Annotated in this window: 13 protein-coding genes and 1 other annotated feature; of the genes, 11 read left to right on the forward strand and 2 right to left on the reverse strand. The window is 39.3% G+C overall.

Annotation, left to right across the window (positions count from 1 at the left end):
• Positions 1 to 204: 204 nt before the first annotated feature.
• The 9 genes from AC625_RS00720 (at position 205) to AC625_RS00760 (ending at position 7,397) form a co-directional block, all read left to right on the forward strand.
• Complete coding sequence (locus AC625_RS00720; RefSeq protein ID WP_049679562.1) at positions 205 to 1,044, forward strand: energy-coupling factor ABC transporter ATP-binding protein; 840 nt, start codon at positions 205 to 207, stop codon at positions 1,042 to 1,044.
• Complete coding sequence (locus tag AC625_RS00725; RefSeq protein WP_049679563.1) at positions 1,020 to 1,886, forward strand: energy-coupling factor ABC transporter ATP-binding protein; 867 nt, start codon at positions 1,020 to 1,022, stop codon at positions 1,884 to 1,886. The genes AC625_RS00720 and AC625_RS00725 overlap by 25 nt, the downstream gene beginning before the upstream one ends.
• The gene (locus tag AC625_RS00730) at positions 1,886 to 2,683 is read left to right on the forward strand and encodes an energy-coupling factor transporter transmembrane component T family protein (protein WP_049679564.1); all 798 of its coding nucleotides are present in this window, start codon (positions 1,886 to 1,888) and stop codon (positions 2,681 to 2,683) included. The genes AC625_RS00725 and AC625_RS00730 overlap by 1 nt, the downstream gene beginning before the upstream one ends.
• Positions 2,684 to 2,695: 12 nt before the next feature.
• Positions 2,696 to 3,445, forward strand: a complete 750-nt coding sequence (truA, locus tag AC625_RS00735; protein WP_049679565.1) for a tRNA pseudouridine(38-40) synthase TruA — start codon at positions 2,696 to 2,698, stop codon at positions 3,443 to 3,445.
• A 162-nt stretch (positions 3,446 to 3,607) separates the two neighbouring features.
• The gene (gene rplM / locus AC625_RS00740) at positions 3,608 to 4,045 is read left to right on the forward strand and encodes a 50S ribosomal protein L13 (protein WP_049679566.1); all 438 of its coding nucleotides are present in this window, start codon (positions 3,608 to 3,610) and stop codon (positions 4,043 to 4,045) included.
• A 20-nt stretch (positions 4,046 to 4,065) separates the two neighbouring features.
• Positions 4,066 to 4,458 (forward strand): 30S ribosomal protein S9, encoded by a 393-nt coding sequence (gene rpsI, locus AC625_RS00745; RefSeq protein WP_049679567.1) that lies wholly within the window; start codon positions 4,066 to 4,068, stop codon positions 4,456 to 4,458.
• Between the two features lie 476 nt (positions 4,459 to 4,934).
• The gene (locus AC625_RS00750) at positions 4,935 to 5,375 is read left to right on the forward strand and encodes a DUF2521 family protein (protein ID WP_049679568.1); all 441 of its coding nucleotides are present in this window, start codon (positions 4,935 to 4,937) and stop codon (positions 5,373 to 5,375) included.
• Positions 5,376 to 5,476: 101 nt separating this feature from the next.
• Positions 5,477 to 6,202, forward strand: coding sequence for an N-acetylmuramoyl-L-alanine amidase CwlD (gene cwlD, locus AC625_RS00755; protein WP_049679569.1), 726 nt, complete (start codon positions 5,477 to 5,479; stop codon positions 6,200 to 6,202).
• A gap of 133 nt (positions 6,203 to 6,335) precedes the next feature.
• Entirely contained in the window at positions 6,336 to 7,397 is a 1,062-nt protein-coding gene (locus AC625_RS00760) for a P-loop NTPase (protein WP_049679570.1), read from the forward strand.
• 148 nt (positions 7,398 to 7,545) lie between these two features.
• On the opposite strand, the gene gerD is transcribed toward AC625_RS00760, so the two are convergent.
• Positions 7,546 to 8,160 (reverse strand): spore germination lipoprotein GerD, encoded by a 615-nt coding sequence (gene gerD / locus AC625_RS00765; RefSeq protein ID WP_049679571.1) that lies wholly within the window; start codon positions 8,158 to 8,160, stop codon positions 7,546 to 7,548.
• 147 nt (positions 8,161 to 8,307) lie between these two features.
• On the opposite strand from gerD, the gene AC625_RS00770 reads away from it, so the two are divergent.
• A complete protein-coding gene (locus AC625_RS00770) occupies positions 8,308 to 8,979 on the forward strand; it encodes a KinB-signaling pathway activation protein (protein ID WP_049679572.1) in 672 nt (223 codons plus the stop codon).
• A gap of 66 nt (positions 8,980 to 9,045) precedes the next feature.
• Here AC625_RS00770 and pdaB read toward each other — a convergent pair whose 3' ends face one another.
• Complete coding sequence (gene pdaB / locus AC625_RS00775) at positions 9,046 to 9,798, reverse strand: polysaccharide deacetylase family sporulation protein PdaB (RefSeq protein ID WP_049679573.1); 753 nt, start codon at positions 9,796 to 9,798, stop codon at positions 9,046 to 9,048.
• A gap of 132 nt (positions 9,799 to 9,930) precedes the next feature.
• Between pdaB and AC625_RS00780 the strand changes: the two genes are divergently transcribed.
• The gene (locus AC625_RS00780) at positions 9,931 to 10,170 is read left to right on the forward strand and encodes a hypothetical protein (RefSeq protein ID WP_049679574.1); all 240 of its coding nucleotides are present in this window, start codon (positions 9,931 to 9,933) and stop codon (positions 10,168 to 10,170) included.
• A 284-nt stretch (positions 10,171 to 10,454) separates the two neighbouring features.
• Positions 10,455 to 10,974 (forward strand) — a sequence feature (16S ribosomal RNA rRNA prediction is too short).

The raw sequence follows: 10,974 nt of genomic DNA on the forward strand, positions 1-10,974 counted from the left end.
GTACCCCTTCCCGCTTATGTGAAAGCGTAATAAGAATGTACCCATTTATCGAAATGGGTATGAGGAAAAGCTGCTCTTAATTTACCGATACATTTCGGTGGAAGGGGTGCAGCGTTTTTTTTTATCCAAAAATATGTATGGTTTCATTTCAATCTGAGCTGAGATAAGATAAGAAGAGGTTAGCTGAGGATAGGAGAGAGCATAATGGGGAAGAAACTGGTTTCATTAGAAAATATCGCTTTCAAATACGAAGGTCAATCAAGACATGCAGTTGATCATGTTTCTTTTGACATATATGAGGGTGAGTGGCTTGCAATTGTAGGTCATAACGGTTCTGGTAAATCAACACTTGCGAAGCTGCTTAACGGCCTTCAATTTCCTCAAGCTGGGACTATTCTTGTCAATGGAAAAGAGTTGACTGAAGAGACGGTTTGGGAAGCTCGGAGCAAAATTGGGATGGTTTTTCAAAATCCAGATAATCAATTTGTCGGAGCTACTGTGCAGGATGATGTGGCTTTTGGTTTGGAAAATGCGGGTATTCCGTTACCAGAGATGGTTCAAAGGGTGCAGAATGCCTTAAACAAAGTGAAAATGGAGAGCTTTCTCAATCAAGAGCCGCACCATCTATCAGGTGGTCAAAAGCAGAGAGTGGCGATTGCAGGTGTCTTAGCCTTGCAGCCAGATTTGATAATTTTAGACGAAGCGACTTCTATGCTAGATCCAAGGGGTAGGGAAGAAGTACTTGAAACCGTGAGAGAACTGAAAGAAGAGAATCTTTTAACGGTTATTTCCATTACCCATGACCTTGAGGAAGCTGCGAAGGCTGACCGAATGATTGTGATGAATGAGGGGAAACTTTATCGCCAAGGAATACCAACTGATATCTTTCAAATGGAAGGTGAGTTAATAGAGCTAGGTCTCGATATCCCTTTTTCCGTCAAATTAAGTAAAGAATTAAAAGAACGTGGAATTGGATTAATAAAAAGCCATTTGACAGAGGAAGAGTTGGTGAGAGAACTATGCGAATTACACTCCAAGATGTAGAATATCGATACCAAATAAATACACCGTTCGAACATTTAGCATTACATGATGTGAATATGGACATTGTATCAGGATCGTATACAGCGATTATTGGACATACCGGTTCAGGAAAATCGACATTGCTTCAACATTTAAACGCATTGCTGAAGCCGACAAAGGGTTCTATCACGATTGGCGATCGCACGATTGAGTCCGGTCGTAAGGAAAAGCACCTTCGTGCAATAAGAAGAAGTGTAGGAATTGTATTTCAGTTTCCCGAGCATCAGTTATTTGAAGAAACGGTTGAAAAGGACATTTGCTTTGGCCCGATGAATTTTGGGGTTTCAGAAAAGGATGCAAAGGACCGTGCGAGGAAAGCTTTAGAACAGGTGGGCATGGATGAAGAGATTCTAGAGAAGTCTCCCTTCGATCTTTCAGGAGGGCAAATGCGCAGAGTGGCGATTGCTGGTGTTCTAGCGATGGAGCCTGATGTTCTTGTCTTAGATGAGCCGACAGCAGGTTTAGATCCTCGTGGTAGGATGGAGATTATGGACATGTTCTACCAGCTTCATAAAGAAAGAGGAATTTCAACAATACTTGTTACCCACAGTATGGAGGATGCAGCTCGCTATGCAGATGAAATCATCATCATGCACCAAGGTACTGTATTTAAAAAAGGGACTCCATTTGATATCTTCTCACAGCCGGAACAATTGCTGGAGTTAGGTCTTGATGTTCCAGATACAGTCCGGTTTCAATTGAAGCTACAAAAAGAGTTAGGTGTTCGGTTTGATCGGCCTTGTTTATCGATTGAAGATCTGGCTACTGAAGTTAAAAAGGCAATGGAACGGGGGAATCGATAATGCTTGATAAAATGATCCTCGGTAGATATGTTCCTGTTGATTCTACTATCCATAAAATGGACCCACGTTCAAAGTTACTTCTTGTTTTTTTATTTGTGTGTATCATTTTTTTGGCGAATAATCTGATTTCTTATGGATTGATTGGTTTGTTTACACTAATTTTGCTGATGCTTTCGAAAATACCCATTCGTTTTCTATATAACGGATTAAAGCCGATTTTATTTCTAATTATCTTTACATTTGTCCTGCATATTCTGTTTACTAAAGAAGGAGAAGTGGTGTTCAATTTTGGTTGGTTAGAGATTTATGATGGGGGCTTGAGACAAGGTCTTTTTATTTCACTACGATTTACGTTTTTGATTCTTGTCACTTCACTGCTAACATTAACAACGAATCCAATTTCCATAACAGATGGGATGGAGACACTTCTGCATCCTTTTAAAAAGTGGAAGCTACCCGTACATGAATTATCACTGATGATGTCGATTGCATTGCGTTTTATTCCTACTTTGATGGAAGAGACAGATAAAATTATGAAGGCACAAATGGCAAGAGGGGTTGACTTCTCTTCTGGCCCTTTAAAAGAGCGGATTAAAGCGATTGTCCCATTACTGGTTCCATTGTTTGTGAGTGCATTTAAGAGGGCAGAGGAGCTTGCGATTGCAATGGAAGCTCGTGGCTATCGCGGTGGTGAGGGACGGACGAAATATCGTCAGTTAAAATGGCAAACAGTTGATACATTATTAATGTTATCGTTAGTAGTTTTGACAATTTTGTTAGTTTTATTACGTTCGTAAAGAGGGTAGATCATGCAAAGGTATAAATGTACAATTACTTATGATGGAAGCCTTTTTGCTGGCTATCAAGTGCAGCCAGATAAACGCACGGTCCAAAGTGAGCTTGAAAAGGCGCTTGCTAAAATGCATAAAGGCAAGAATGTCAAAGTGACTGCATCGGGGAGGACCGACGCTGGTGTTCACGCGAAAGGGCAGGTTATACATTTTGATTCTCCATACACATTCCCAGCAGAGAAATGGGAACGAGGACTCAATGCATTACTCCCTGATGATATTGTTGTCCTGCATTCATCAGTAGCTTCTACTGATTTTCATGCCCGCTTTGATACAGATGGCAAGGAATATCGATACTTTGTAAATCGTAGTCATCAAAAAGATCCGTTTCGCCGTAATTATACGCACCACTTTCCGTATGATTTAAACGAAACATCCATTCGTAAAGCCATCTCTTATTTGGTTGGCACTCACGATTTTTCTAGTTTTTGTGCTGCTAATACAGACGTTAAAGATAAGGTTCGTACTCTTCATGAGATTGACTTTTATGAAGAAGGAGACATGTTTGTTTTTCGTTTTAGAGGCACAGGTTTTTTGTATAATATGGTCCGAATTCTAGTTGGAACGCTTTTAGAAGTTGGTAATGGGAAAAGGAAAGCTGAAGAAATGCCAATGATTCTTGAAAAAAGGGATCGTGGATTGGCTGGAAAGACTGCACCTGCACAAGGATTATATTTATGGGAAGTCCATTATCGTGATGGAAATTAAAGTTTTTCTTAAGACAACTAAACCTGGTGTAACATTCACTTGACAATAGAAGTGGAAGCATATAATATAATATGGTATGTATTTTAATCCCGCGATAAGCCCCGGAAAGTTTATTGTGATTGAAAATAAATATAACGTGAAACAATTTTTAGGAGGTTAATCATGCGTACGACATTTATGGCAAAAGCTAACGAAGTTGAACGTAAATGGTATGTAATTGACGCTGAAGGTAAAACTTTAGGACGTCTATCTACTGAAGTAGCATCCATTTTACGTGGCAAAAACAAACCAACATTTACACCGAACGTTGATACTGGCGATCATGTAATTTTAATCAATGCAGAGAAAATTCATTTAACTGGAAACAAGTTAAATGACAAACTCTACTACCGTCATACTATGCATCCAGGCGGTCTTAAATCAAGAACGGCTCTTGAGATGCGTACAAACTACCCTGTGAGAATGCTTGAACTTGCTATCAAAGGAATGCTTCCAAAGAATTCTCTAGGTCGTCAAATTTTCAAAAAATTACACGTATATGCAGGACCTGAGCACCAACACCAAGCTCAACAACCTGAAGTATACGAATTACGCGGATAATTATTAAGGAGGTTACTATCTTGGCACAAGTTCAATATTATGGTACTGGTCGCCGTAAGAGCTCAGTAGCTCGTGTACGTTTAGTACCAGGCGAAGGTCGCGTCGTTATTAACGGACGTGAAATTAATGAATACATCCCATTTGCAGCGCTACGTGAAGTTGTTAACCAACCACTAGTTGCTACTGAAACTACTGGAACATATGACATTCTTGTAAATGTTAACGGTGGTGGATACACTGGTCAAGCTGGCGCAATCCGTCACGGTATCGCACGTGCATTGCTTCAAGTAGATCCAGAATTCCGTCCAGCTCTTAAAGCTGCTGGATTACTAACACGTGACCCTCGTATGAAAGAACGTAAAAAATACGGTCTTAAAGGCGCGCGTCGTGCACCTCAGTTCTCAAAACGTTAATTTTATTACGTTTCAAGGCTCTCGAACCATTTGGTTTGGGGGTCTTTTTTATATTGAAAATGTCTTTAATCCTCAATGCTAGATAATTGATTATTGTGATAAAGAGGATATCCAAAATAAAAGGGCCAGACCTCATGCTTTATACGCAGTTTAAACTGTGTATAAACGCGAGGTCTGGCCCTTTTGGGAGATCCTTGTCACGATAAAATGGCTTACCAACCGAAATCTACCGTGTAAGTAAAGTTTAAAGTAAATGTCGTATTTTGTCGAAGGAGAAAGATTGGTAAGTGCGCCATAATTTGAAATATTCAGGGCTGATTAATGTCTGTAAGATCCTAATCGAAGGATTAGGTTTGTTATCCAAATGGGAAATTTCCATCTAATAACTAGCATTGCTACCCTAGGCTCGCAGACACTATAGTTAAGCCAGGAAATAATTTGGGAAAAGGGGTCTGACCCCTTTGGAGGTGCTGTTTGTGATTATAGAGGGTTTTGAGGAGCGTCGGAGAGTACGCCAGGTAAAATATGAGCGACGGTTGCTTCGGGATTTATCTGTGGAAAACATGAGGGTGGGAATTCGGGAGTTTTTTGGTCCTGATTCATTTAATGGAATCCGTGTTTCTGAGGTTTTGGAGGAAGGTTGCTTTGATGTGGCTGTCGAGAGCTATTTACTTGGGGGCCATTACAGCAGATTTGGTTATTATGGTGAATCTGAAGATATGGTGAAGGCACGATGCCAAAAAGAAGAGACACATCTTATTGATGCCCTATTTAACTTTATTCTTTATTGGGGGAAGATCGGTGAGCAAGAACTGTACAATGATAGCCTTTATTATAGGTGTAGTGCGTATGTTGAAATGTGGTGGAGGGAAGGATTTCAGACTGGGGAAAGATCGTATAAATTAAGACTTCACTAAAGAGAACTATTTGATGATTCACCCAAACAGCTTGTTCTACTTTTTGTAAAGTATGCATACTTTATAATATATGGGACTAGGACAAGCGAGAGGTGATCCGAATGGTTAGAAAATTGAAATATACAGGAGTAGCCCTTGGTCTGATTGCGCTATTCTTAATTGTGACGTTTAAGTTTATGGAAAATGATTCTTGGAATGCGTGGAACCTTCCTTTGTCTGGGAAAATTATTGTGCTAGACGCCGGGCATGGAGGAATAGATGGGGGAGCCACTGCTGAAAATGTGTTAGAAAAGGAAGTCTCACTGGCCGTAACATTGAAAATAAGAGACCTCTTACAAGAACAAGGGGCATTAGTTCTTATGACAAGAGAAAGTGACAAGGACCTTGCAGATGAAGGTACGAAAGGTGTTCGTAATCGAAAGCAGGAAGATTTACATAATCGGGTTGCCTTTATTAATGAATCGAATGCCGATTTATTTCTTAGTATTCACCTCAATTCCATTCCTTCAAAGAAGTGGAAAGGTGCTCAAACGTTTTATACGGGGAGATTCGAAGAGAATAAAAAGGTGGCAAAATTTATTCAAACTGAAATTATTCGAAACTTAGAAAATACATCTCGGGAAGCGAAAACCATTAATCAAGTATATGTAATGTCTAACGCAAAAAAACCAGGTGCATTAGTGGAAATTGGCTTTCTTTCTAATAATGAAGAAAGAGAAAACCTAATTAAAGAATCTTATCAGGAAAAAATTTCTGCAGCTGTTTATAATGGAGTCTTGCGGTACTTTACAGAGGATTCAGTAGAGATTAATGAATATGAGGAATAAGATACTTAAAAGTGGAATTAAGACGCCTAAGATTCCAAAAGTAAGTTCAGAAGCTAACGAATAAGCATTCGCTTTGGAATATGATATACTACTATCATTGGAAACGAATTCATTTAAGGTGGGTGCCTAAATCATGTTAACCGAAGAAAGCATAGTAGATATATTAAAGGACCTTAATGACCCTTTTCTTCATAAAAGCCTGGTAGAAACCAATGGAATTCTTGAAGTCAAAATTAAACCTGAAAAAGGCCATGTTAGTGTGAAAATAGCGATTGTAAAAACTGGAACCGCAGAACAATTACAATTACAAACGCAAATTGTAGATGCATTGAAGAGCGGCGGAGCATCATCGGTAGGGATTCGTTTTTCTGAATTGTCTGAAGAGGAGTTGGCGAAGCATCGTGATAGCGTGTCACACGAACAAGTTGATTTAGGATTATTATCGCCTACGAGCAAGACTGTGTTTATTGCAATCGCTAGTGGTAAAGGTGGGGTTGGGAAATCAACTGTATCTGTAAATATGGCAACTGCATTAGCTCGGCTTGGGAAAAAAGTCGGTCTCGTGGATGCTGATATTTATGGATTTAGTGTTCCTGACATGATGGGTATATCGAAACGACCTGTAGTTCGTGGTGAGAAGATTATTCCGGTTGAGCGATTTGGCGTTAAAGTCATTTCGATGGGCTTTTTTGTAGAAGATAATGCACCGGTTATTTGGCGTGGGCCAATTCTCGGCAAGATGCTGAATAGTTTCTTTAATGAAGTAGAGTGGGGGGAGCTTGACTATTTACTTCTCGATCTACCTCCTGGTACAGGGGATGTTGCATTAGATGTACATACCATGCTTCCTGCATGTAAGGAAATCATCGTGACAACACCCCATCCGACTGCTGCATTTGTAGCGGCAAGAGCGGGTGCGATGGCGATTAAAACTGAACATGAAGTTATTGGAGTCATTGAGAATATGGCGTTTTTTGAAAGTAAAGTAACAGGTGAAAAAGAATATGTATTCGGTAAAGGAGGGGGAGATAAGCTGGCAGAAGAGCTTCGCACAGAAGTATTAGGGCGTCTGCCTCTTCAACAACCGGATTGGAATGAGGAAGACTTCGCTCCTTCTGTTTATGCAGAAGAACATCGTTTGGGCAAAATTTATGAAGAGATTGCTAATAAAATCATTCACACAATCACTAATTAAGAAAATTGTAAGGGCTAGCGATGTTGAATGATTGTACAATCGGTCTTAGTTATACATGGGTATTAACACAAAGCGGAAATCTAAAATCATTAAAGAAATGGTTTGTGGGGGCTAGCTCATCTAACTCTGTGCTAGTCCCCCTTGCAATTTAACCCCCTCCGCCACCGCTTGTATCTTCTGTTGAACTTTTTTTCTTATCACTAGACTTTTGTTCAGATTGAAGATTGGTTGCAGCTTTTATGAGAATGTCTTGTATTTTGGCTTTTACTAAAGGACTGTCCATTGTTTCAAGTATCGTTTCTTTATATATAGAGCGAACTTCATTGGATTTTAACAACTTATCAATTTCAGTTTGGAAACCCGGCTCTTTCATAATAGTCATAATCATTGCACGGTAGTTCGGGTCTTTGGCAAGATCTTTTAAGAGTTGTTCATGTTCCTTTTTTAAGCTATTTGCATAGCTCGCTGCAAATTTTGGATCTTTAAAGGACTTTTCCCAGAACTTCTGGCCTTTATCTGATGTAATTGTTGTTTCAACAGCTTTTGTAACAACATCTTGATCTAAAATTAGCTCGCTTTTAATTGATTTGTCAGAAAGGACATCTTGAATTGCCTTTTTACCATCATCCGTTTTTAAGATATCAACAACCATTTTTTTTGTTTCTTCATAGTCCATTTTCGCTACGCTTGTTCCGTTTTGGCTACATCCAGAACCTACGAGGCAAAACATGGAGAACAATAATAAAGTAACTCCATATCTCATGTTAAGAATCCCCCCTTTCCTTTCAATTCACCATATGTTTAATATGGATTAGAAAGATGATTTTATGCGTCTATAGAGAAGGGTGGATTTTTCACGTGTGGGTTGGTAAAATTAGAGAAAGAAATTGTTTACTTTTGGGGGAAGATAATGAATAGCCGTAATATTGTTCGTTTATTTATATCGACGCTACTCGTTGGAGGTATAACAGGAGGTATTGTCGGTTTCGTAGTACGATGGGACGAGTTCGCTTCATTCGACTTAGGGGAGCTAATGTCCGTCTTTGCGTGGCTTGTAGGAGTAGGTTTAATATTTAGCGTCATTAGTCAAGCTGGCTTCTTTGCCTATTTGACTATACACCGATTTGGGCTTGGGATTTTTAAAAATGCCTCATTATGGAATGGGATTCAAATTGTTCTGATGGCCTTTATTCTGGGAGACCTAGTGTATTTTCGATATATGAATTTCGCTGATGAGGGAGAAGGGATTCTGCCATTTGTCTATCCAGCGGTGTTTCTACTTATCTTTGGGGCAATTGTTGCCTATTTCAAAGTGAAGCAAACGAATAAGCAAGCATTTATTCCTGCTCTTTTTTTTATGACAGTTATTACCGTATTAGAGTGGGTTCCTGTTTTGCGTACAGATGATGATAGCTGGTTGTACTTTATGTTATATCCATTGTTGGTTTGTAATGTATACCAATTGTTGATTCTCAATCGATTGATTCATGCTTCCCAAAAAGAATTAGCTGCAAAGAGGGCAAATAAAGCAGCCGTTACGAAAAAGGCCGTGACCAAAAAAGGAAAGATGGGATCAATATAAAAGAAGTTTAAGCAGCAAAAAGAACGGCACAAGGCACCAGACCTTTGTGTCGTTCTTTGTCTATGTTTACTGAATTTCTTCATGTTTGGTAGTGGAATTAGAAATCATCTCTGATACTGTAACAAAATTTAAATCCTTTGAGCGGAGTTCTTGAATGAGTTCCGGTAATGCCTTATTTGTTTGTTTGGCAGAATCAGATGCATGCATAAGAACAATATCGCCTTTGTTAGCTTTATTAATATTTTGGACAATGGTATTTACACCTGGATTCGTCCAGTCCTTTGAGTCAATGCTCCAATGAACAACTGTATAGCCAAATCGTTCACCAATCTTTAACAAGCGTTTATCGAAATGTCCGGTCGGTGCGCGAAGAAGTTTAATATCCTTAACATTCAACTTCTTAAACGCTTCCTGTGCTTTGGAAATATCTTTAATGATTTCTTCATCATCTAAATCTGTATAATCTACATATGCATAGCCTAAAATACCAATTTCATATCCCTCTTTTACTATGGTCTCAACAATTTCAGGATGACGCTCAGCCCATGATCCGGAAAGGAAGAAAGTAGCGGATGTGATTTTTTCATTTTTCAACGTCTCTAGTATAGGAGAAGCTTGTTTATCCCCCCACCCGATATTAAAGGTGAGAGCGATGTTTTTTTCACCCTTATATACCGCTTTTGGTCCATCGGGCGTAGAAAAAACAGGAGCATGAAGAATATTTTGAAGAAATAAGAACCATGCAGCAAATAAAGCAGCTAATAAAACTATGGCATATCGTTTAATTGACTGAGCACTTAATACCCAGAAAAAGTTCATCAACATCACCTCGTCCACAATACTCTTGTCTCATATCTATTCAAATAAATACGTATTATGACTAATTAGAAATTCCTGTTGAATTAGAAAGTAAAATCTTGGAAATAATAAGGAACAGAGGAGTTGGTATGTTTGATAGGATTAATGATTAATGAAATGGAACAAAAAGAATTGGAGTATGTTTTAAAACGTGAACTTGATGAAATTCTATTTGATTTTCAGGATGCCAGAATTGATACTTTTGTCAAACGAGCGATGGAGGAAAGATATAAAATTTTGTTTAACCTTTTTAAAAGAGTCGCTCCGACATCGGAATGCATGAAATATATGAGAAGTAAGAAGTCTACTGTGGAGAAAAAGGATTCAATCTAATTCATATTTATCTGTTTATCATACTTTTTAAAAAATGTATTGACTATTTTTTTTATCGCTGTTATATTATAAAAGTTGCCGAAATACGAATTCTATAGAAAAGTTTGCTTAATTTTTTATAAAAAGTATTGACGGTAATTAGAAGGTTTGGTAGGATATAGAAGTCGCTTACAAGTTAAGCAATAAATTGCTCTTTGAAAACTGAACAAAACAAAGCGCCAACGTTTAAATTTAAGTGAGTACACACTATAAAAACAAATGAGCAAGTCAAACACTTTATTGGAGAGTTTGATCCTGGCTCAGGACGAACGCTGGCGGCGTGCCTAATACATGCAAGTCGAGCGAATAGATGGGAGCTTGCTCCCTGATATTAGCGGCGGACGGGTGAGTAACACGTGGGCAACCTACCTGTAAGACTGGGATAACTTCGGGAAACCGGAGCTAATACCGGATACGTTCTTTTCTCGCATGAGAGAAGATGGAAAGACGGTTTCGGCTGTCACTTATAGATGGGCCCGCGGCGCATTAGCTAGTTGGTGAGGTAATGGCTCACCAAGGCCACGATGCGTAGCCGACCTGAGAGGGTGATCGGCCACACTGGGACTGAGACACGGCCCAGACTCCTACGGGAGGCAGCAGTAGGGAATCTTCCGCAATGGACGAAAGTCTGACGGAGCAACGCCGCGTGAGCGAAGAAGGCCTTCGGGTCGTAAAGCTCTGTTGTTAGGGAAGAACAAGTACCAGAGTAACTGCTGGTACCTTGACGGTACCTAACCAGAAAGCCACGGCTAACTACGTGCCAGC

Source organism: Peribacillus loiseleuriae (genome assembly GCF_001183985.1).
GTDB classification, from domain to species: Bacteria; Bacillota; Bacilli; order Bacillales; family DSM-1321; genus Peribacillus; species Peribacillus loiseleuriae.

Bases quoted from the DNA above. Each gene is read 5' to 3' on its own strand.
- AC625_RS00720 (WP_049679562.1), top strand. From the start codon at position 205: ATGGGGAAGAAACTGGTTTCATTAGAAAATATCGCTTTCAAATACGAA.
- truA (WP_049679565.1), top strand. From the start codon at position 2,696: ATGCAAAGGTATAAATGTACAATTACTTATGATGGAAGCCTTTTTGCT.
- AC625_RS00725 (WP_049679563.1), top strand. From the start codon at position 1,020: ATGCGAATTACACTCCAAGATGTAGAATATCGATACCAAATAAATACA.
- gerD (WP_049679571.1), bottom strand. From the start codon at position 8,160: ATGAGATATGGAGTTACTTTATTATTGTTCTCCATGTTTTGCCTCGTA.
- AC625_RS00760 (WP_049679570.1), top strand. From the start codon at position 6,336: ATGTTAACCGAAGAAAGCATAGTAGATATATTAAAGGACCTTAATGAC.
- rplM (WP_049679566.1), top strand. From the start codon at position 3,608: ATGCGTACGACATTTATGGCAAAAGCTAACGAAGTTGAACGTAAATGG.
- cwlD (WP_049679569.1), top strand. From the start codon at position 5,477: ATGGTTAGAAAATTGAAATATACAGGAGTAGCCCTTGGTCTGATTGCG.
- AC625_RS00730 (WP_049679564.1), top strand. From the start codon at position 1,886: ATGCTTGATAAAATGATCCTCGGTAGATATGTTCCTGTTGATTCTACT.
- pdaB (WP_049679573.1), bottom strand. From the start codon at position 9,798: ATGAACTTTTTCTGGGTATTAAGTGCTCAGTCAATTAAACGATATGCC.
- AC625_RS00770 (WP_049679572.1), top strand. From the start codon at position 8,308: ATGAATAGCCGTAATATTGTTCGTTTATTTATATCGACGCTACTCGTT.